This window comes from Arthrobacter sp. NamB2, assembly GCF_005281365.1.
In the GTDB taxonomy this organism is placed as follows: domain Bacteria; phylum Actinomycetota; class Actinomycetes; order Actinomycetales; family Micrococcaceae; genus Arthrobacter_D.
The window spans coordinates 44596-64243 of sequence record NZ_SZWI01000004.1 but is presented as its reverse complement, the minus strand read 5'-3'; the positions used below and the strand labels follow the sequence as shown (position 1 = coordinate 64243).

The window sequence follows — 19648 nt, the reverse complement described above, 5'->3', positions numbered from 1 at the left end:
ATTGAGGCCGCAGAACCGTCCGTCTGCCCCGAGCCGGGGGTGGCGCGACCGGCAACCCCCGCGCAGGAGGAGACCTACCCATGGCCCGCAAGGCATCACTGTCCGGCTTTCCCGAATGGCTTCCGGAGGAGCGCCTGATCGAGCTCCACGTGCTGGAGGTGCTGCAGCGTACGTTCGAACTGCACGGGTTCTCGAGCATCGAGACGCGTGCCGTCGAGACGGTCGATCATCTCCTGCGCAAGGGCGAGATCGACAAGGAGGTGTACGCCGTCTCCCGCCTGCAGGCCGATGAGGCGTCCGCGTCCGAGAGCGGGCTTGCGCTCCACTACGACCTGACGGTGCCCTTCGCGCGGTACGTCGTCGAGAACGCGGGACATCTGGCTTTCCCTTTCCGGAGGTTCCAGATCCAGAAGTGCTGGCGGGGTGAGCGCCCGCAGGAGGGCAGGGCCCGCGAGTTCACGCAGGCGGACATCGACGTGGTGGGCGACGGCGTCCTGCCGTTCCGGTACGACGTCGAACTCGCCCTCGCCGTTGTCGAGGCCCTCGGAGCCCTCCCGATCCCGGAATTCACGCTGCGCGTCAACAACCGCAAGCTCGCGGAGGGGTTCTACCGCGCCATCGGCCTCGCGGACACCGCGGCCGTGCTGAGGAGCATCGACAAGCTCGAGAAGATCGGGGCGGAGAAGGTCGGCGGACTCCTGCGGGACGAGGTCGGCGCGGACGACGATCAGATCCGTCTCGCCCTCGACCTGGCAGGCATCCGTACGTCCGACACATCGTTCGTCGAGCGCGTCAGGGCACTCGGGGTCACGGACGACCTCCTCGAGGAGGGCCTCGAGGAATTGCGGCAGGTGGTAGGGGAGGCCTCGCGGCGGGCACCGGGCCGCGTCGTGGCCGACCTCAGCATCGCGCGGGGCCTCGACTACTACACGGGCACGGTCTACGAGACCGTCCTCAATGGACACGAGGGACTCGGATCCATCTGCTCGGGTGGTCGATACGACGCCCTGGCGCGGAAGGGCAACCGGACGTTCCCCGGCGTCGGGCTGTCCATCGGCGTCACGCGTATCGTCTCCCGCATCCTCAGCCAGGGCTTCGCGACGGTGTCCCGATCCGTGCCCACCGCTGTCCTCGTGACGCTGGCCGACGACGACTCGTGGTCGCAGGCACAGGATGTCGCGTCGTCGCTCCGGAGCCGCGGGATCTCCGCCGAGGTCGCCGCGAGTGCGGAGAAGTTCGGCAAGCAGATCAAGTTCGCCGATCGCCGCGGCATCCCGTTCGTCTGGTTCACCTCGGCGGAGGGCGCGCACGAGGTCAAGGACATCCGCTCCGGGGACCAGGTCGCGGCGGACCCCGCGTCCTGGGCGCCTCCTGCCGGAGACCTGCGACCGGTCGTCGCGAAGTCCTGACGCGGCACGGCGTCCCTGCTCTCCGACGTCGGAGAGCAGGGACGCCGTCGAGGGCCCTACGCATCGCCCGGTGTACACGCGCCGCAGGGTCAGGCCCGTCTGCGCCGCAGGGCCAGGACGAGGGCCCGCGCAGCGACGCCCATCGCGAGCACCGCCAGCATCGTCAGCACCGATACCGGGGGAAGCGTGAAGGCGAGGACCAGGCAGCAGGCCGCGCCGACCACGTTGAGCCACCGTGGCGAGTACCACTGCCGCTCGGTGAGCGTGAATGCCGAGACGTTCGCGATCGCGTAGTACAGCAGCACTCCGAAGCTGGAGAACCCGACGACGGTGAGTACGTCGGTGGCCAGCAGGAGGACGATCACCACGACGGCTGCAGCGGTATCGGCGGCCCACGGCACGCCGAACCGGGCGGATACCCTTGCGAACACGTGCGGAAGGTCCCGGCCGCGAGCCATCGCGAGGGTGGTTCGGCCGACGCCGGCGATGAGCGCGAGCAATGCACCGAGACTGGCCAGCGCGGCGGCAAGGGTGACGACGGCCCCGCCCCGACCGGTCGATCCTTCACCCGGGACGGCTACGTCCATGACGTCCCGAAGGGGTGCGGTCGCATCGGCAAGCGCTCCGACCCCGAGAGCGTGCAGGAGCGAGAGCGCCAGGAGCAGGTACAGCAGCGCCGTGAAACCGAGGGCGCCGAAGATCGCCGCAGGGATGTTCCTGCGCGGCTCGCGGACCTCCTCGCCCATCGTGGCGATCCTGGCGTACCCGGCGAAGGCGAAGAACAGCAGCGCCGACGCCTGCAGGACGCCGCCCGGTCCTGGCACCCCGCCGGCGAGGGACTCTCGTGCCGGCGGGGTGGAGAAGCCGACGACGATCACGAAGGCGAGGACGGGTACGACGAGTGAGACGATGGCTCGCGTGGCGAGGGCGGTCCGGGTGACCCCGAGCAGATTGACCGTCGTGAGCGCGACGACGGCGGCCACCGCGGCGGGCTTCTCCGCGCCGGGGGCGGCGTAGAGCCCGAACGTGAGGGCCATGGCTGCGCACGAGGCGAGCTTGCCGGTGACGAATCCCCAGCCTGCGACGAAACCCGTCCAGTGACCCAGCTGCTCGCGTCCGTACAGGTAGGTTCCGCCGCTCGACGGGTAGCGCACGGCGAGGGACGCCGTCGCCGAGGCGTTGCAGTAGGCGACGAAACCCGCGATTACGACGGCCAGCGGCAGCAACGGCCCGGCAGCGGCAGCTGCCGGCGCGAAGATCACGAAGGCTCCGGCCCCGATCATGGCCCCCACCCCGACGGTCGTGGCGTCGAAGCCACCCATCGCGCGGCGTAGCCCCGGTTGCTGCTGCATGTGCCTCCTCGTGAGTGGAAATCCGGGCACCGGCGCCCGGTCCGCCCGGTCCGGCCGGTCGGTAGGACGCGGACCGGTAATGTTGGTCGGGCTTGAAGTTACTCTAGGCAGGTGCAGCTCGCCTGCGACTCATCTGACACATCTGTGGGAAGGAATGCTGTGCTCCGCACGCATGAACTCGGCTCCCTTCGGCCCGAGCACGTAGGACAAACGGTCACCCTGGCGGGGTGGGTAGCCCGCCGCCGCGACCACGGCGGAGTGGCGTTCCTCGACCTCAGGGACGCGTCCGGCGTCGCCCAGGTCGTGGTGCGCGAGGAGGCTGTCTTCTCCAGCCTGCGCAACGAGTACGTCCTGCAGATCGTCGGGTCGGTCCAGCAGCGCCCCGAGGGCAACGAGAACCCGGCGCTGCCGACAGGGGCGATCGAGGTGATCGCGGACACCGTGACCATCCTCAACACCTCCGACCCGCTGCCGTTCCAGATCGACGAGCATGTGGAGGTGGGCGAGGAAGCGCGCCTGCGGCACCGCTACCTCGACCTGCGCCGGCCGGGCCCCCAGGCCAACCTGCGCCTGCGGTCCGAGGCGAGCCGCGTGGCGCGCGAGCTGCTGCACAGGGACGGCTTCGTGGAGATCGAGACTCCCACGCTGACCCGCTCCACACCCGAGGGTGCGCGGGACTTCCTGGTGCCCGCGCGGCTCGCTCCGGGCTCCTGGTACGCCCTGCCGCAGTCTCCGCAGCTGTTCAAGCAGCTCCTCCAGGTCGGCGGGTTCGAGAAGTACTACCAGCTTGCCCGCTGCTACCGCGACGAGGACTTCCGCGCCGACCGCCAGCCGGAGTTCACCCAGCTGGACATCGAGGCGAGCTTCGTGGAGGAGGACGACATCATCGCCCTCGGCGAGCAGCTCGTCTCCGCACTCTGGAAGCTCATCGACGTCGAGATCCCCCTGCCCATCCGCCGCATGACCCACGCCGATGCGATGGCAAGATACGGCTCCGACAAGCCCGATCTCCGGTTCGGTCTCGAGCTGACCGAGCTGACCGAGTTCTTCAAGGACACCGAATTCGGTGTCTTCAAGGCGCCGTACGTCGGCGCGGTCGTCATGCCCAGAGGCGCCTCGCAGCCCCGCCGCCAGCTCGATGCCTGGCAGGAGTGGGCCAAGCAGCGCGGCGCCAAGGGCCTCGCGTACGTCCTGATCGACGACGACGGCAGCCTCCGCGGACCCGTTGCGAAGAACCTCAGGGACGCCGAGCGTGAGGGCATCGCAGCTGCCACCGGCGCCAACCCTGGCGACTGCATCTTTTTCGCTGCCGGCGACAGGGCGTCGTCGCGGGCCATCCTCGGCGCCGCTCGTGTTGAGATCGGGCGCCGGACGGGACTGATCAAGGAAGGCGACTGGGCCTTCGTGTGGGTGGTGGACGCGCCCATGTTCGAGCCGGCATCCGCTGCAGTAGCTGCGGGCGATGTCGCCGTCGGCGGTGGTGCCTGGACTGCCGTCCACCATGCCTTCACGTCGCCGAAGCCCGAGTTCCTCGACACATTCGACACGGATCCCGAGAATGCCCTGGCCTACGCCTACGACATCGTCTGCAACGGCAATGAACTCGGTGGCGGTTCGATCCGTATCCATCGCCGGGACGTGCAGGAGCGAGTGTTCGCCGTCATGGGCCTCGGACCCGAGGAGGCGCAGGAGAAGTTCGGATTCCTGCTCGAGGGCTTCAAGTACGGTGCGCCTCCGCACGGCGGAATCGCTCTGGGTTGGGACCGCGTGGTGTCCCTCCTCGCCGGCACCGACTCGATCCGCGACGTCATCGCCTTCCCCAAGTCGGGCGGCGGGTACGACCCCCTGACCGCCGCGCCCGCGCCGATCACCGCGCAGCAGCGCAAGGAAGCCGGCGTCGACGCCAAGCCGAAGACCGAGGCCTGACTGCCTGACGTCCGGACGGACCTGACCGCCGGGCCGACGGGCGATCGGCATCTGCGAAGAATAGAAGGACGCGAAGAACAGAAGGACAGGGCACCCCGCGCGGGGTGTCCTGTCCTGTCTGTTCCCGACGCGCCCCTGCACGCGCCGCCGGTCGACGTCGTGTCCGGCCCCGGTCGACGGCGTGCCAGGCCCCGGGCGTCGTCGGATGATCGCTGTCGGACGAATTGTGACGGTCCGGCCCGGTGCGCGGGCTCGCTGTGAAATAATCGGGGCAGTACGTGCTCCGGGGTCGGTGTAAGTCCGAACCGGCGGTGATAGTCCGCGACCCGTTCAACGCCCCGCAACCGCGGGTCGGGAACGGTTGAGCCGGTGGAATTCCGGGACCGACAGTTAAAGTCTGGATGGGAGAAGCACGAACAGCAGGACATCGGCGCTGCCCGCCTGACGGGTCGCGTTACCTGTCACGGCACGCCCGCGACAGCTCCGTCCTTCCTGCTGCCATTGCCCGGAGCCGTCGTATCGGCGAAGGATCGGAATGGATTTTCTGCAGTGGCTGTTCGAGGCCCGCATTCCCGTAGGCAGTGGTTCCCTCCTGCTCCGCGAAGTGGTGGGCAATGTCTTCGGCCTCCTCAGCGCCCTCGGCGGGATGCGTCGCCGGGTCTGGGCCTGGCCCGTAGGAATCGCGGGCAACCTCCTGCTCCTGACGGTCTTCCTCGGATCAGTTTTCGGCGCGGAGAGTGCCGCGAACCTGCTGGGGCAGGCCGGACGCCAGGTCATGTTCATAGCCGTCTCGATCTACGGGTGGCGGCAGTGGCAGGCCAGCCGGCACCGCGGCGGGCAGGCGGTGACGCCGCAATGGGCCGGAAGCAGGGCCCGCCTCGGCATGGTCGCCTTCATGATCGTCGGCACCTTCGCGCTCACGCCCCTCTTCCGCATGCTCGGCTCCTACGAGCCCGTCTGGGCCGATGCATGGACCTTCGTGGGATCCCTGCTGGCGACCTACGGCATGGCCAAAGGGTGGGTCGAGTTCTGGCTCGTGTGGGTCGCCGTCGACATCGTCGGGGTGCCCCTGCTCTTCAGTGCCGGCTACTACGCCAGTGCCTTCATGTACGTGTTCTACGGAGCCTTCACCCTGGTCGGGTTCTTCGTGTGGGCCCGCGCTCAGCACACCGCCAAGCCCAGTATCGAGACCCTCCTGCCGGATCCGACCCTCCGATGAGTACGCCGACGCCCATCAGCGGAGCAGAGGCGGCCGCGATGCTGCACGCATTGGACCTTGCCGGTCGCGGTGTGCGGGGCGCCAATCCCCTCGTCGGCGCCGTCGTCCTCTCTGCCGACGGTGCCATCCTCGGCGAGGGGTACCACCGTGGTGCCGGAACCATGCACGCCGAACCGGCAGCACTCGCGGATACGCGCTCCCGCGGCAACGATCCACGGGGCGCGACCATGGTGGTGACGCTCGAGCCGTGCAACCACACCGGCAGGACCGGACCGTGCAGTGAAGCCCTGATCGACGCCGGAGCGGCGAGGGTCGTCTACGCGGCCGCCGACATCAATGGTGCAGCCGCCGGGGGAGCGCGGCGGCTGCGGGAAGCGGGCATCCCGTGCGTCGGCGGGGTCGAGGCAGCCCTGTCGTATCAGCTCAATGAGCGCTGGAGCGCCGCACTCATCGCGCAGCGACCCTTCGTCACCCTGAAGTCCGCGCAGTCGCTCGATGGGCGCGTGGCGGCGGCCGACGGCTCGAGCCAGTGGATCACGGGTGCCGAGGCCCGCGCGGACGGCCATAGGATCAGGGCCCTGGCCGACGCCGTCCTGGTCGGCACCGGGACGGTCCTCGCCGACAATCCCCGCCTCACCGCCCGGGACATCGACCGGGATACCCCCGCGGGTGCCGGTCGAGCAGGTCTGCGGGTCGTCATGGGACGGACACCCGTGCCCGAGGGCGCCGCGATCAGGGGCGAGGGATTCCTCCACCTGCCGACCCGGGACGTGCACGCGGTCCTCGGCGAGCTCTACGGCAGGGGAGTGCGCCACCTTCTGGTCGAAGGCGGTCCGCGGATCGCCTCGGCCTTCCTGCAGGCCGGAGTCGTGGACGAACTCGTCAGTTTCGTGGCGCCGTTGGTCCTCGGGGACGGCGCCCCTGCCTTCCCGGAACTCGGCGTGGCCACGCTCGACCACGCCATCCGGTGGATGCTCGACGACGCCGGCGGTCCGGGTGTGCAGCAGTTGGGCGCGGATGTCCGGCTGCACCTGCGGCCCCCGCCATCCGCCCCCTGATTCACCACCCGTTGCACGCCGACAGCACGCGTCGGCACATCCGAAGCCCGATCGTCCGAAGGAAGTACCAGTGTTCACAGGAATCGTGTCCGAGCAGGGCAGCGTCGTCTCACTCGAGCTCACACCCGACGGTGAGAGCGGTCTCCTCGTCTTCGAGGCACCCGAGACCGGGAAGGGCCTGGCGCCCGGGGCCTCGATCGCCGTCAACGGGGTGTGCCTGACGGCCGTCACGCTCGACGGGCCCCGCATCGGCGTCGACGTGATGGGGGAGACCCTCCGGCGGACCACTACCGGCGAGTTGCAGCCGGGGGCGCCCGTCAACCTCGAGCGCTGCGTCCCGGCCGGCGGCAGGCTCGACGGGCATGTGGTGCAGGGGCACGTAGACGGCGTCGGCGTGCTGCTCGAGCGCGAGGATCTCGGTGCCTGGCACCGGCTCCGCTTCGGTCTGCCCGCGAAGCTCGGGCGCTATGCCGCGGAGAAGGGGTCCGTGGCGATCGACGGAGTCTCCCTGACGGTCACCGCGGTCAGTTCACCCGATGAGCCGGAGCAGTGGTTCGAGGTCGGGCTGATCCCCACCACGCTCAAGGAGACCGGCCTCGGTGCGAAGTCGATCGGCGATGCGGTCAACCTCGAGATGGACGTGCTCGCCAAGTACGCCGAGCGCCTCCTCGGCTTCGCTGCTGTCGACGCCCGCCAGGGCCCTGGCGCCGGCAGCGCACAATGACGGGGACCATTCCGCTCGACCCGGTCCAGGACGCCGTCGACGCGATCGCCGCGGGTCGGGCCGTCATCGTCGTCGATGACGAGGACCGGGAGAACGAGGGGGACATCGTCTTCGCCGCCGAGGACGCGACGCCGGAACTGGTCGGCTGGACCGTCCGCTGGACATCGGGCGTGCTGTGCGTGCCCCTGCAGGCCGCCGACGCCGAGAGGCTCGTCCTCCCGCCGATGACAGCGGTCAACGAGGATGCCAAGGGCACGGCGTACACGGTGTCGTGCGATGCCGCGACGGGTGTCAGCACGGGAATCAGCGCGGCGGACCGCGCGCGCACCGCGAGGGTGCTCGCCGATGCGTGCAGCGTGCCCGCCGACCTCACCCGGCCCGGTCACGTCTTCCCGTTGCGGGCGGTTCCCGGCGGGGTCCGCGAACGGCCCGGCCACACGGAAGCGGGCGTGGAACTCAGCGTCCTCGCGGGCAAACGGCCCGCTGCCGTCATCGCCGAACTCGTGCACGACGACGGCAGCATGATGCGACTGCCCGCGCTGCGCCGGTTCGCGGACGACCACGCGGTTCCGCTCATCTCGATCAAGGACCTCGTCGCCCACCTCGACGACCACCTCGACGACCAGCACGACCGATCAGCACGACCGACGAGCACGACCGAAGGAGAACCATGAGCGGCCACGGAGCACCCAGCATCGACATCAGCGGACTGACCTCGGAGGAAGGGGCGCCGCTGCGCCTGGCGATCATCGCCGCGAGCTGGCACACCCAGATCATGGACGGATTGCTCGACGGCGCCCGCCGGGCTGCAGCCGAAGCCGGAGCCGAGGTGACCGAGATCCGCGTCCCCGGCAGCTTCGAGCTGCCCGTCGCCGCAGCGCGTCTCGCACCACACTTCGACGCCGTCGCAGCGCTGGGCGTCGTCATCCGCGGTGGTACTCCGCACTTCGAGTACGTCTGCCAGGCGGCGACGTCCGGCCTCACCGAGGTGAGTGTGCGCACGGGCGTACCCGTGGGCTTCGGTGTACTGACGTGCGACACCGAGCAGCAGGGCCTGGACCGCGCCGGACTGCCCGGCTCCTCCGAGGACAAGGGGCACGAGGCGGTCTCGGCCGCACTTGCCACCGCCGGGGTCCTCCGGTCATGGAAGCGATGAGCCTGGAGGCCTCCGTCACACAGCGGCACCCGCGGAACGGGTCCGCCCCCCGAGCCGATAGCCTAGGGGGTGTGAAAACCTTTGATTCCCTGTTCGAGGAACTCAGCGCGAAGGCCGTGGAGCGGCCGGCCGGTTCGCGGACCGTCGCGGAGCTGGACTCAGGCGTGCACGGCATCGGCAAGAAGGTCGTCGAAGAGGCCGCCGAGGTCTGGATGGCCGCCGAGTACGAGTCCACCGAGGACGCCGCCGAGGAGATCTCCCAGCTGCTCTACCACCTGCAGGTGCTCATGATCGCGAAGGGTCTCACCCTGGAGGACGTCTACAAGCATCTGTAGCCGCGCCGGCGCTCCAGCCCGCGGCCCCTGCTTGCCCGTCCCCCTCCAGCGAAAGACTCTCCCCCATGCTCCGTGTAGCAGTTCCCAACAAGGGCGCCCTGTCAGAGGCCGCCTCGTCCATGCTCGCCGAGGCCGGCTACCGCCAGCGGCGCGATCCCCGCGAGCTCGTCCTCGTCGATCCGGAGAACGAGATCGAGTTCTTCTTCCTCCGTCCCCGCGATATCGCGGTGTACGTGGGATCGGGCACCCTCGACGTCGGAATCACGGGACGCGACCTCTTCCTCGATGCGCAGGTGAAGGCCGAGGAGCTCATGCAGCTCGGATTCGGGGCCTCGACCTTCCGCTTCGCAGGGCCCGTGGGTGACTTCTCCGCGGTCGAACAGCTCGAGGGCAAGCGCCTTGCAACGAGCTACGAGGGCCTCCTGAAGGACTACCTGGCGGAGCGCGGCATCACGGCGAGTGTCGTCAGGCTCGACGGCGCCGTCGAGTCCTCGGTCCGCCTGGGGGTCGCCGACGCGATCGCCGATGTCGTCGAGACCGGAAACACCCTCCGTGCCGCCGGCATGGAGATCTTCGGTGACCCGATCCTGCAGAGCGAGGCCGTCCTGATCGGTCGCGTCGGAGTGGAGGCTCCTGCGGGCCTCGACGTGCTGCTGCGACGGCTGCAGGGCGTCCTCGTGGCCCGCCAGTACGTGATGATGGATTACGACATCCGCAAGGACCTCGTGGACGAGGCCGCAGCCCTGACCCCAGGGCTCGAGTCTCCGACGGTCTCCCCGCTGCGCGACTCCGACTGGGTGGCCGTCCGTTCGATGGTCAAGCGCAACCAGACCAACCGCATCATGGACGAGCTGTACGAGCTCGGCGCGCGCGCCATCCTCGTCAGCACGATCCACGCCTGCCGGATCTAGGGGGAGGGGCATGTCGGTCGCCATCCGCGTCATCCCCTGCCTCGACGTCGACGCCGGTCGCGTCGTCAAGGGTGTCAACTTCGAGGACCTGCGCGACGCCGGGGATCCGGTCGAGCTCGCGCACCGCTACGACCGAGCGGGCGCCGACGAGCTGACCTTCCTCGACGTCACCGCCTCCTCCGGCAACCGGGAGACGACCTTCGACGTCGTCGCGCGCACGGCCGAGGAGGTCTTCATCCCGCTGACGGTGGGCGGCGGCGTGCGCGAGATCTCCGACGTCGACCGCCTCCTGCGCTACGGCGCGGACAAGGCGTCCATCAACACCGCGGCCGTGGCACGCCCTGCCGTCATCGACGAGATCACGAAGCACTTCGGCGCCCAGGTTCTCGTGCTCTCCCTCGACGCACGCCGCACGAGGGACGCCAGCACGCCCTCGGGCTTCGAAGTGACGACGTACGGCGGCCGCAAGGGGACCGGGATCGACGCCGTCGCCTGGGCCAGGGAAGCCGCCGAGCGGGGTGTGGGCGAGATCCTGCTCAACTCGATCGACGCGGACGGCACCAAGGAGGGCTTCGACCTCGAACTCATCCGCGCCGTGCGTGCGGCCGTGGGTGTACCCCTGATCGCCTCGGGCGGAGCCGGCGAGCCGTCGCACTTCCCCCCGGCCGTCGAGGCCGGCGCGGACGCCGTGCTCGCGGCATCGGTGTTCCACTTCGGACCGGTGGACGCCATCGCCCAGGTCAAGGCAGCCATCCGGGACGCGGGCTTCCCAGTCCGCTGAAGCGACGCGCGACCGCGGGGGCGCGAGGCGGTTTTTCCGGCGCCGGTAACGCCGCTGATGACGGGGCGGAGAACGTCCGCCGCTGGTGAAGGCGCCGGAGAACGTACGGCGCTGGTGCGGATGTGCAGCCCCGTCGGTGTGACGAAGAGGAGCAGGCGCTCAGAGTCCGACGTCGGCACTTTCCAGCAGCGCTACGGCATCGGGCTGGCCCTCGAACGTGACCAGGGCCTGCCGTCGTCGGCCGTGTGCGTGCAGGAGTAGTTCGCCCGGGTCGCCGACGATCGCCACCGAGACCGGCGCACGCTTGGCGACATGCCGCGGGCCGTCCGGGCGCACGAGCACGATCCCGAGGTCCACGCCGCGGTAGAGGATCGCGGCTCGCTTGACGAGCTCCTCCCAGAGGGCATTCGCATAGTCCTCGTCGAGCGCGCGGGGCGCCCAGCGGGTCGTGGCCCGGCGGACGTCCTCGGTATGCACGAAGTACTCGGTGAGGTTGGCACTCCTGTCGATGGAATTGATCCTCATCGGTGAGAGCGCCGGGGGACCGGCGAGGAAGCGGTTGACCAGGGCCTCGTAGCCCGCAGGGGAGGCCGCACGGGCCGCCGTCTCCTTCGTGGCGCGCTCGGTCAGTGGCGCGAAGCGCTTCACGACCATCCCGAGGCCCAGGGCGGGCTTGTGCTCGCGGAGGTAGAGGTGTGCGGCGAGGTCGCGCGTCAGCCACCCCTCACACAGGGTGGGGGCATCGGGGCCGGCTGCGAGCAGTGTCTCGGCCAGGACCTCGCGGGACGGGGTTACGTAGCGCATCACTGCTGAAACTAGCATGTCGCGCGGTGGCTGGGGCAGGCGCGCCGCGGTTCGCCGCGACGGCACTAGAATCGCAGGGATGCCTTCCTCCACCTCCTCCCCGCAGAACTCCGACTCCTCCTCCCCGCAGGGACGCGGAGACGCGCAACCATTCCTGGATCCGGCCATCGCGGACGCCCTCAAGAAGGACGACGCGGGCCTCGTGGCCGCCGTCGTGCAGCAGTACGACACCCTCGAGGTGCTGATGCTCGGCTGGATGGACGAGGAAGCGCTCCGACGGACCCTCACGAGCGGACGCGTGACGTTCTACTCACGGTCACGCTCCGAGTACTGGCGCAAGGGTGACACCTCCGGCCACCGTCAGTGGGTCAAGGGTGTGGCACTCGACTGTGACGGCGATGCCCTGCTCGTCACGGTCGACCAGGAAGGAGCAGCGTGTCACACCGGCACGCGCACATGCTTCGACGGGCGGAACCTGCCCGCAGTCACCGCCGACCGTTCCGATGCCGAAGGATTCTGACTCAATGCAGCAACTGGGCACCATCAGCCCCACCCTCGAGGAGTTCCGTGAGCTGGCCAAGGCCCGCCGCGTCGTCCCCGTGCACCTGAAGGTCCTCGCCGACTCGCACACGCCGATCGGTATCTATCGGAAGCTCGCGGCGGGGCAGCCGGGTACGTTCCTGATGGAATCCGCCGCCGTCGGCGGTGTCTGGTCGCGCTACTCGTTCATCGGCGCCCGTTCGAGGGCGACACTGACCACGCGGAACGGCCAGGCGCACTGGTTGGGCGAGCCGCCTGCGGGCGTCCCCGTGGACGGCGATCCGGTCGAAGCCCTGCGGCGGACGGTCGAAGCCCTGAGGACCGAGCGCTTCGGTGAACTTCCTCCCTTCACCTCGGGCATGGTGGGTTTCGTCGGATGGGAGGCGGTGCGGCACTGGGAGCGGCTCACCAGCCCGCCCGAGGACGACCTCCTTCTGCCCGAGCTCGCGATGTGCCTCGTCTCGGACCTCGCGATCCACGACAACTCCGAGGGCTCGCTCACCCTCGTCGCCAACGCGATCAACTTCGACGGCACCGACGAGCGGGTGGACGAGGCATGGCACGACGCCGTCGCGCGGGTCCGTGCGATGCTCGCAACACTCGTCGCGCCTGCCGAGTTGGCGGTGTCGGTGATGGCCGCGGACGCCCCGGGTGCCGAGGAGTCGATGCATCGGGTCCGCGAGTCCTGGTTCGAACCCGACTACCTGACGGCGATCGAGCGCGGCAAGCGGGCGATCGCCGATGGCGACGTCTTCCAGGTCGTGATCAGCCGCCGCTTCGAGATCGAGTGCGACGCCTCCGCCCTGGACGTGTACAGGATCCTCCGTACAACCAACCCCAGTCCCTACATGTACCTCTTCAGCCTCGAGGATGCCGACGGGCGCGCCTACTCGATCGTGGGCAGCTCACCGGAGGCCTTGGTCACCGTGACGGGGGACGAGGTGATCACCCACCCCATCGCCGGATCGAGGCCCCGCGGGAGGACCACCGAGGAGGACCGCGACCTCGCCGTCGAACTCCGCGCGGACACCAAGGAGAAGGCGGAGCACCTCATGCTCGTCGACCTGGCCCGCAATGACCTGTCGAAGGTCTGCCTGCCGGGCAGCGTCGACGTCACGCAGTTCATGGAGGTGGAGAAGTTCAGCCACATCATGCATCTCGTGTCCACCGTGGTCGGCACGCTGTCGCCCTCGAAGAGCGCGTACGACGTACTGGCCGCCACCTTCCCCGCGGGAACGCTCTCCGGCGCGCCGAAGCCCCGGGCCCTGCGGCTCATCGACGAGGTGGAGCCGCACCGGCGGGGCATCTACGGAGGAGTGGTGGGGTACCTGGATTTCGCGGGTGACATGGACATGGCGATCGCGATCCGTTCCGCCCTGCTGCAGGACGGAACGGCGTATGTGCAGTCCGGTGGCGGGATCGTCGCCGATTCGGTCCTCGAGACGGAAGCGCTCGAGACCGTCAACAAGGCCGCTGCTCCGCTCCGGGCGGCCCTGACGGCCGCAGGCCTGCGTCCTGTGACGGCGGAATCCCCGTGAGCGCCGGGCAGCCAACCCCTGGCCGCTTCACGCGTCGCGGCATCGTGGTCATGGGCATCGTGGTTCTCGCGCTGCTCGCCTTCGGTTCGACGACGCAGACGTGGCTCACGGTCCGCCTGCCCCAGGAGGCCGTCCAGACGCCGGACCTCACCGTTGCGGGCAGTGATGCGGCGACCCCCGTCACTGCGTTCGCGCTCGTCGCGCTGGCTGCAGCCCTCGCGGTCTCGATCGCCGGCAGGATAGCCCGCTGGGTCATCGCAGTGATCCTCGTGCTCTCCGGTGCGGGGATCGCGCTGTCCAGCCTGTCGGTGGCGAGCGATCCCGCCTCGGCAGCCGAGCCCGCGATCGGCGCGGCGATCGGTGTCAGCGGTCTCGACGGAGCCAGGGCGGCGGCCACCGCCATGCCGTGGCTCGCCGTCGTGGCCGGCGTACTGCTGGTCCTCGCTGCCGCCTGGGTGGTCCTCGCGGGGCGCACGTGGGGGGTGAACAGGCGCTACGACGCCGGCGCAGCCCGGCCGGCCCGTGCAGCCCGGTCCCCGGAGGGCGGCCTGCAGCCGGGAGCGCCGGAGCCGTCAATCGGCGATGTGCCCCCCGGTGTCGTGCCGGACACGATTGATGGCGACACCGTCCGTGACAGCGACACCGTCCGCGACACCGTCCGCGACACCGACACCGTCCGCGACACCGACACCGACACCGATCGTGACGGCCACACCGACCGCGGCACCGGTGGAGCGCGAGGCGGACGGAGCGGTGCGAGCGCCCACGCCGACGAGATCGACAACTGGGACGAACTGTCGCGCGGCAACGACCCGACGCGCTGACGCCGGGACCGGTGCCTGCTGCTGCCTACCCCGGACCTCGGTAGCACCAGTCGGGACTGGGCGCGTCCGCGTTCCGCTGGCCCGTCCCATCAATGGCAGAATGGAACGAGACCCGTTCGAAGGAGATTCACCATGGCATCCGAGACCAGCACCTCCGCTAGCCGCAACACCCCCCAGAACCACGCGTCGATGGGTGACGAGACCATCGGCCACGGCAACAGCCCGGCAGCGTGGACGTGTGTCCTCATCATGCTGGCCGGCGCAGCCCTCGCCTCCTTCGCGTACATCCTCGCCAGCACCGAGGGCAACCACGACTTCGGTACCCTCCTCTTCTGGGTCGGCATCGGCATCATGTTCGTCGGCCTGATCGTCGGGTTCATCCTGCGCAAGATCGGCTATGGCGTGGGTGGCTCGAAGCTCAAGAACAACGGACACTAGATGACCGTCCTCGACGACATCATCGAGGGCGTCCGCGAGGATCTCGCGGAGCGTCGCCGTGGGCGATCCCTGGAGGACGTCCGCGCAGCTGCCCTCGCGGCTCCCGCCCCGCTCGATGCCTTCGAGGCGCTCGGCGCAGGACGCGGCGGAACCCTTGCCGTCATCGCCGAGGTCAAGCGGAGCAGTCCGTCGAAGGGCGCGCTTGCCGACATCGCCGATCCGGCGTCTCTTGCCGCTTCCTACGAGGACGGCGGAGCCTCCGTCATCTCCGTCCTGACGGAGGAGCGGCGCTTCGGCGGTTCCCTCGCCGACCTCGACGCCGTCCGTGCGGCCGTCGGACTCCCGGTCCTCCGCAAGGACTTCACCGTGGACGAGTACCAGATCTGGGAGGCGCGCGCACACGGGGCCGACGTCGTCCTGCTGATCGTCGCGGCGCTCACCGACGAGGAGCTGTCTTCGTTCCTCGCGCTGGCGCACGAGCTCGGGATGAACGCGATCGTCGAGACGCACACCGCGGAGGAGGTGCGGCGGGCCGTCGCCGCCCGGGCCCCGATCATCGGCGTTAACGTGCGCAACCTGAAGACGCTCGACATCGACCGCGGCGTCTTCGGAGGGCTCGCGCACCTCGTTCCGGCCGGGACGGTCGTCATCGCAGAATCGGGAGTGCGCGACGCCGCTGATGTCGCCGACTACGCGGGGAACGGCGCGCACGCGGTTCTCGTGGGGGAGGCCCTCGTCCGGTCCGGTGATCCTGCGGGAACGATCGAGGAGTTCAAGCGGGCCGGGCTCACCGGGCACAGCGTCGGCGCACCAGCGCTGAGCTGACGACGCGGTGCGCTCGGGCCGACGACATCGGTCCGGCACCGGCGGGACCAGGACCCGCAGCACGGATTCGGCACGGAGCAGGAAGCGGGCAGGTCACCACCTGTCCGCCGGGGACCGGACGGCAGCGCCGCCCGGGCCAGGACCAACAGGACAGGAATGCTGAAGTCATGACCGATACGCACCACGGCACGGGCGTCCACGCCACGGACACCGGAGCAGCGGACGCCGTTGACACCGGAACGGCAGAGGCGTTCCTCAGCCACGACGAGAGCCTCCGCCATGCGCCCGGTCCCTACTTCGGGTCCTACGGCGGGCGCTGGATGCCGGAGTCGCTCATCGCCGCCCTCGACGAACTGCAGGACACGTTCGATAAGGCGAAGGCGGATCCGGAGTTCACCGCGCAGGTCGCCGACCTGAACAGGAACTACGCGGGCCGGCCCTCCCTCCTCACGGAGGCACAGCGCTTCGCGGAGCACTGCGGGGGAGTCCGGATCTTCCTCAAGCGCGAGGACCTCAACCACACCGGTTCCCACAAGATCAACAACGTGCTGGGGCAGGCACTGCTCGCGAAGCGCATGGGCAAGACGCGCGTCATCGCCGAGACCGGCGCGGGCCAGCACGGAGTCGCAAGCGCGACGGCAGCCGCCCTGCTCGGTCTCGAATGCGTCGTCTACATGGGCGCCGAGGACACGCGCCGGCAGGCACTCAACGTCGCGCGCATGCAGCTGCTCGGGGCAACGGTCGTCCCGGTCACCAACGGCTCCCAGACGCTCAAGGACGCCATCAACGACGCCCTCCGCGACTGGGTCGCCAACGTCGAGACCACGCACTACCTCCTCGGGACCGCCGCGGGCGCCCATCCGTTCCCCGCGATGGTGCGGTACTTCCATGAGGTCATCGGAGAGGAGGCGCGCGAGCAGATCCTGGAGCACACGGGCAGGCTCCCCGACGCCGTGTGCGCGTGCGTGGGCGGCGGATCGAACGCCATCGGCCTGTTCCACGGGTTCCTCGACGACCGGGACGTCGCGCTGTACGGCTTCGAGGCCGGCGGTGACGGCGTCGAGAGCGGTCGCCATGCCGCCACGATCACCCTGGGACGCCCCGGAGTGCTGCACGGAGCGCGCTCCTACCTCATGCAGGACGAGGACGGCCAGACGATGGAGTCCCACTCCATCTCCGCCGGGCTGGACTATCCCGGCGTCGGTCCCGAGCATGCCTACCTGGCCGACATCGGACGCGCCAACTACGAGCCGATCACCGACGCGGAGGCAATGGAGGCTTTCAGGATCCTGAGCCAGACCGAGGGCATCATCCCCGCCATCGAGACCGCGCACGCACTCGCGGGCGCGATGAAGGTCGGGCGGCGCCTCGCGGACAGCCTCGCACCCGGAGAGCAGGCCTCGGACAAGATCGTCATCGTGAACCTCTCCGGTCGCGGTGACAAGGACGTGGCGACCGCCGCGGGCTACTTCGACCTGCTTCCCGATGACAGCGCGGAGCAGGAAATCGCCCAGGAGGGTGAACAGCTGTGATGACACATTCCACCGGCAGGCATGCCGCCGGAGACACGAGCGGGCACGGCGGAGCGGTCTCCAAGGCCGCCGCCGCGATCGAGAAAGCGCGCAGCGAAGGCCGCGCGGCACTCATCGGGTACCTCCCGGCCGGTTTCCCCGACGTCCGGACCACGATCGAGGCCGGCATCGCCATGGCCGAGAACGGCGTCGACCTGATCGAGATCGGGATCCCCTACTCCGACCCCGTGATGGACGGGCACGTGATCCAGGAAGCCACGGTCGAGGCATTGGCCAACGGCTTCACCGTCCCGCAGATCTTCGACGTCGTCGAAGGCATCACCAGCGCCACCGACGCCGCCGTGCTCGTCATGACCTACTGGAATCCCGTCATGCGCATGGGAGTACGTGACTTCGCCCAGCGCCTCGCGGCAGCGGGCGGCGCAGGACTCATCACACCGGACCTCATCCCGGACGAGGCGTCCGAATGGCTCGAGGTCTCCGAGGAGCTCGGACTCGACAGGGTGTTCCTCGTGGCCCCGTCCACCTCGCCGCAGCGCATGCAGAACACCGTGGACGCGAGCAGGGGTTTCGTCTATGCCGTGTCCGTCATGGGCGTGACCGGCGCCAGGACCTCCGTCGGAGCAGCTGCCCGGGCCGTGGTCGACGCCGCCCATGAGGCCGGAGCCGAGCGCGTCTGCGTCGGGCTCGGCGTGTCCTCCTCGGCACAGGTCCGGGAGATCGGCGCGTACGCCGACGGCGTGATCGTCGGTACCGCACTGGTCGCTGCGCTCCGCGACGGCGGAGTGGAAGCAGTAGCCGAGCTGACGCGCGAGCTCAGCACGGGAACAGCGAAGGCCTCGGCATGATCGGCGGCAGCCTCGCGGCCGCTATCCCGAGCCCACCCGCGGAATGGGCCAGCTTCAGCCTCGGCCCCATCACCATCCACGCCTACGCGCTGTGCATCCTCGCCGGCATCGTCCTGGCACTCATCCTCACCCAGAAGCGCTTCGTCTCCTTCGGTGGCAACGCTGACGCTGTCTGGGACATCGCGATCTGGGCCATCCCGTTCGGCATCATCGGTGGACGGCTCTACCATGTGTTCTCCTCGCCGGACGCCTACTTCGGTCCGGAGGGGGATCTGGCGCGGATCCCGCAGATCTGGCAGGGCGGCCTCGGTATCTGGGGCGCCGTCGCACTCGGAGCGGTCGGTGCGTGGATCGGCGCACGTCGCGCGGGTATCAAGCTCTCGGCCTTCGCCGATGCAGCCGCACCCGGGCTCCTGCTGGCACAGGCCGTCGGAAGGCTGGGCAACTGGTTCAACCAGGAACTCTTCGGTGCGCCCACCTCCCTTCCGTGGGGCCTCGAGATCGACGCGGACAATGCGAACTTCCCGCTCGACCAGGAACCCGGCACGCTGTTCCACCCGACGTTCCTCTACGAGCTCCTCTGGAACCTCGCGGGCGTCGCCATCCTGCTCCTGCTCGCCCGGAAGTTCCGCCTCCGCGGCGGGCGCATGTTCTGGCTCTACGCGGCCTACTACACCCTCGGGCGCGTCTGGATCGAGACACTCCGGATCGACGACGCCGAGATGGTGACGCTCTTCGGCGTGACGCAGCGGCTCAACGTCTGGACCAGCATCGCGGTGTTCCTCGTGTCATTGGCCATCCTCGTGTTCCTCTCCGTGAAGCGCGGGCCCGTCGATGCGCCCTCGGTGTACCTTCCCGGCCGTGAACCGAAGGACGAGGACCCAGTGGTGGATGCCGAGGACAGCGAAGGCCAGCACACAGCCGCTGCCGGTTCCGGCAGCGAGGCGAAGGACGGTATCCCCAGTACGACGGCGGACCAGCCGGCCGCCTCGTCCACGGCGTCCGGGGCGGAGCCGGATTCCGCGCCGGAAGCGGGTGCGGCCAGCCCGACCGATAACGCTTCAGCCACAGGCAGCCACTCCGCGGACAAGGGTCATTGACCGCGGAATGATCGTGGTAATCTTTCCGAAACAAACGGCTCCTGAGTAACGATCCGCGTTCCTGGGACCCCGCGAAAGCGGAGCCGCGGGATTCGGTCCCCGAAAGCAGTCCCCGGGCCACCGCCCCTAAAGGACGCAACACCACACAGTTGTGGACCACAGGTGCGACGGCCGGATCACCTTCCTGCTCGCACCGACACCACCTCCACCCGGCGCAGGATGACTGCAGCGATTGCCCGCCAAGAGCGCCGGGCAGCGCCGGTGCAGGTGGTGTGCAAGAGAACAACAGACGGTGCCCGCTTCCAGACAGCGGTGCCGCGGGGCCAAG

Annotated in this window: 20 protein-coding genes and 1 riboswitch; of the genes, 18 read left to right on the top strand and 2 right to left on the bottom strand. The window is 69.4% G+C overall.

Translation table 11 applies throughout. The features are described 5' to 3' along the window. Nucleotides 1–80 precede the first annotated feature (80 nt). Nucleotides 81–1409: a histidine--tRNA ligase gene (hisS, locus tag FDK12_RS09000; protein WP_137369271.1), complete on the top strand. Its 1329-nt coding sequence runs from the start codon at nt 81–83 to the stop codon at nt 1407–1409. Between the two features lie 89 nt (nt 1410–1498). On the opposite strand, the gene FDK12_RS08995 is transcribed toward hisS, so the two are convergent. Further along, a complete protein-coding gene (locus tag FDK12_RS08995) occupies nt 1499–2761 on the bottom strand; it encodes an APC family permease (RefSeq protein WP_137369270.1) in 1263 nt (420 codons plus the stop codon). A 159-nt stretch (nt 2762–2920) separates the two neighbouring features. Here FDK12_RS08995 and aspS point away from each other — a divergent pair, with 159 nt between their 5' ends. The 9 genes from aspS (at nt 2921) to hisF (ending at nt 10871) form a co-directional block, all read left to right on the top strand. Further along, the gene (aspS, locus tag FDK12_RS08990) at nt 2921–4687 is read left to right on the top strand and encodes an aspartate--tRNA ligase (protein WP_137369269.1); all 1767 of its coding nucleotides are present in this window, start codon (nt 2921–2923) and stop codon (nt 4685–4687) included. A gap of 275 nt (nt 4688–4962) precedes the next feature. Next, a riboswitch (FMN riboswitch) is annotated at nt 4963–5104 on the top strand. 118 nt (nt 5105–5222) lie between these two features. Further along, nucleotides 5223–5906: a nicotinamide riboside transporter PnuC gene (gene pnuC / locus FDK12_RS08985; protein WP_137369268.1), complete on the top strand. Its 684-nt coding sequence runs from the start codon at nt 5223–5225 to the stop codon at nt 5904–5906. Next, nucleotides 5903–6964 (top strand): bifunctional diaminohydroxyphosphoribosylaminopyrimidine deaminase/5-amino-6-(5-phosphoribosylamino)uracil reductase RibD, encoded by a 1062-nt coding sequence (gene ribD / locus FDK12_RS08980; protein WP_137369267.1) that lies wholly within the window; start codon nt 5903–5905, stop codon nt 6962–6964. Before pnuC ends, ribD begins: the two co-directional genes overlap by 4 nt. A gap of 70 nt (nt 6965–7034) precedes the next feature. Next, on the top strand, nt 7035–7688 hold the full coding sequence (locus tag FDK12_RS08975) for a riboflavin synthase (protein WP_137369266.1): 654 nt from the start codon (nt 7035–7037) through the stop codon (nt 7686–7688). Beyond that, nucleotides 7685–8362, top strand: coding sequence for a 3,4-dihydroxy-2-butanone-4-phosphate synthase (gene ribB, locus FDK12_RS08970; protein WP_137369265.1), 678 nt, complete (start codon nt 7685–7687; stop codon nt 8360–8362). Before FDK12_RS08975 ends, ribB begins: the two co-directional genes overlap by 4 nt. Next, nucleotides 8359–8844: a 6,7-dimethyl-8-ribityllumazine synthase gene (gene ribH / locus FDK12_RS08965; RefSeq protein WP_137369264.1), complete on the top strand. Its 486-nt coding sequence runs from the start codon at nt 8359–8361 to the stop codon at nt 8842–8844. The genes ribB and ribH overlap by 4 nt, the downstream gene beginning before the upstream one ends. A 71-nt stretch (nt 8845–8915) precedes the next feature. After that, on the top strand, nt 8916–9179 hold the full coding sequence (locus FDK12_RS08960) for a phosphoribosyl-ATP diphosphatase (protein WP_087073332.1): 264 nt from the start codon (nt 8916–8918) through the stop codon (nt 9177–9179). Between the two features lie 65 nt (nt 9180–9244). Beyond that, nucleotides 9245–10090: an ATP phosphoribosyltransferase gene (gene hisG, locus FDK12_RS08955; protein ID WP_137369263.1), complete on the top strand. Its 846-nt coding sequence runs from the start codon at nt 9245–9247 to the stop codon at nt 10088–10090. A 10-nt stretch (nt 10091–10100) separates the two neighbouring features. After that, nucleotides 10101–10871, top strand: coding sequence for an imidazole glycerol phosphate synthase subunit HisF (gene hisF / locus FDK12_RS08950; RefSeq protein ID WP_104117352.1), 771 nt, complete (start codon nt 10101–10103; stop codon nt 10869–10871). Nucleotides 10872–11030: 159 nt separating this feature from the next. Here the strand turns inward: hisF and FDK12_RS08945 are convergent, their stop codons facing one another. After that, a complete protein-coding gene (locus tag FDK12_RS08945; protein ID WP_137369262.1) occupies nt 11031–11675 on the bottom strand; it encodes a TIGR03085 family metal-binding protein in 645 nt (214 codons plus the stop codon). 79 nt (nt 11676–11754) lie between these two features. On the opposite strand from FDK12_RS08945, the gene hisI reads away from it, so the two are divergent. The 8 genes from hisI to lgt all read left to right on the top strand — a co-directional run bounded on the left by hisI (nt 11755) and on the right by lgt (nt 19320). Next, entirely contained in the window at nt 11755–12195 is a 441-nt protein-coding gene (gene hisI / locus FDK12_RS08940) for a phosphoribosyl-AMP cyclohydrolase (RefSeq protein WP_137369261.1), read from the top strand. Between the two features lie 4 nt (nt 12196–12199). Next, nucleotides 12200–13753 carry an anthranilate synthase component I gene (locus FDK12_RS08935; protein ID WP_137369260.1) on the top strand — a complete coding sequence of 518 codons (1554 nt, stop codon included), beginning with the start codon at nt 12200–12202 and terminating at the stop codon, nt 13751–13753. Then, nucleotides 13750–14577: a Trp biosynthesis-associated membrane protein gene (locus tag FDK12_RS08930; protein WP_137369259.1), complete on the top strand. Its 828-nt coding sequence runs from the start codon at nt 13750–13752 to the stop codon at nt 14575–14577. The genes FDK12_RS08935 and FDK12_RS08930 overlap by 4 nt, the downstream gene beginning before the upstream one ends. Before the next feature lie 132 nt (nt 14578–14709). Continuing rightward, the gene (locus FDK12_RS08925; protein WP_411266160.1) at nt 14710–15015 is read left to right on the top strand and encodes an HGxxPAAW family protein; all 306 of its coding nucleotides are present in this window, start codon (nt 14710–14712) and stop codon (nt 15013–15015) included. Further along, nucleotides 15016–15840: an indole-3-glycerol phosphate synthase TrpC gene (trpC, locus tag FDK12_RS08920; RefSeq protein ID WP_137369258.1), complete on the top strand. Its 825-nt coding sequence runs from the start codon at nt 15016–15018 to the stop codon at nt 15838–15840. It abuts the gene before it with no gap. Nucleotides 15841–16007: 167 nt separating this feature from the next. Beyond that, nucleotides 16008–17372 carry a tryptophan synthase subunit beta gene (gene trpB, locus FDK12_RS08915; protein WP_137369257.1) on the top strand — a complete coding sequence of 455 codons (1365 nt, stop codon included), beginning with the start codon at nt 16008–16010 and terminating at the stop codon, nt 17370–17372. Next, nucleotides 17372–18220 (top strand): tryptophan synthase subunit alpha, encoded by an 849-nt coding sequence (gene trpA / locus FDK12_RS08910; protein WP_137369256.1) that lies wholly within the window; start codon nt 17372–17374, stop codon nt 18218–18220. The genes trpB and trpA overlap by 1 nt, the downstream gene beginning before the upstream one ends. Then, complete coding sequence (lgt, locus tag FDK12_RS08905) at nt 18217–19320, top strand: prolipoprotein diacylglyceryl transferase (protein ID WP_137369255.1); 1104 nt, start codon at nt 18217–18219, stop codon at nt 19318–19320. The genes trpA and lgt overlap by 4 nt, the downstream gene beginning before the upstream one ends. Nucleotides 19321–19648: the final 328 nt, after the last annotated feature.

Excerpts from the sequence above, each read along its gene's own strand:
- hisG (WP_137369263.1), top strand. The coding sequence starts at position 9,245 with ATGCTCCGTGTAGCAGTTCCCAACAAGGGCGCCCTGTCAGAGGCCGCC.
- ribH (WP_137369264.1), top strand. The coding sequence starts at position 8,359 with ATGAGCGGCCACGGAGCACCCAGCATCGACATCAGCGGACTGACCTCG.
- hisF (WP_104117352.1), top strand. The coding sequence starts at position 10,101 with ATGTCGGTCGCCATCCGCGTCATCCCCTGCCTCGACGTCGACGCCGGT.
- hisI (WP_137369261.1), top strand. The coding sequence starts at position 11,755 with ATGCCTTCCTCCACCTCCTCCCCGCAGAACTCCGACTCCTCCTCCCCG.
- FDK12_RS08925 (WP_411266160.1), top strand. The coding sequence starts at position 14,710 with ATGGCATCCGAGACCAGCACCTCCGCTAGCCGCAACACCCCCCAGAAC.
- trpB (WP_137369257.1), top strand. The coding sequence starts at position 16,008 with ATGACCGATACGCACCACGGCACGGGCGTCCACGCCACGGACACCGGA.
- hisS (WP_137369271.1), top strand. The coding sequence starts at position 81 with ATGGCCCGCAAGGCATCACTGTCCGGCTTTCCCGAATGGCTTCCGGAG.
- ribB (WP_137369265.1), top strand. The coding sequence starts at position 7,685 with ATGACGGGGACCATTCCGCTCGACCCGGTCCAGGACGCCGTCGACGCG.
- ribD (WP_137369267.1), top strand. The coding sequence starts at position 5,903 with ATGAGTACGCCGACGCCCATCAGCGGAGCAGAGGCGGCCGCGATGCTG.
- pnuC (WP_137369268.1), top strand. The coding sequence starts at position 5,223 with ATGGATTTTCTGCAGTGGCTGTTCGAGGCCCGCATTCCCGTAGGCAGT.
- trpC (WP_137369258.1), top strand. The coding sequence starts at position 15,016 with ATGACCGTCCTCGACGACATCATCGAGGGCGTCCGCGAGGATCTCGCG.
- FDK12_RS08995 (WP_137369270.1), bottom strand. The coding sequence starts at position 2,761 with ATGCAGCAGCAACCGGGGCTACGCCGCGCGATGGGTGGCTTCGACGCC.
- FDK12_RS08945 (WP_137369262.1), bottom strand. The coding sequence starts at position 11,675 with ATGCGCTACGTAACCCCGTCCCGCGAGGTCCTGGCCGAGACACTGCTC.
- lgt (WP_137369255.1), top strand. The coding sequence starts at position 18,217 with ATGATCGGCGGCAGCCTCGCGGCCGCTATCCCGAGCCCACCCGCGGAA.
- trpA (WP_137369256.1), top strand. The coding sequence starts at position 17,372 with ATGACACATTCCACCGGCAGGCATGCCGCCGGAGACACGAGCGGGCAC.
- FDK12_RS08935 (WP_137369260.1), top strand. The coding sequence starts at position 12,200 with ATGCAGCAACTGGGCACCATCAGCCCCACCCTCGAGGAGTTCCGTGAG.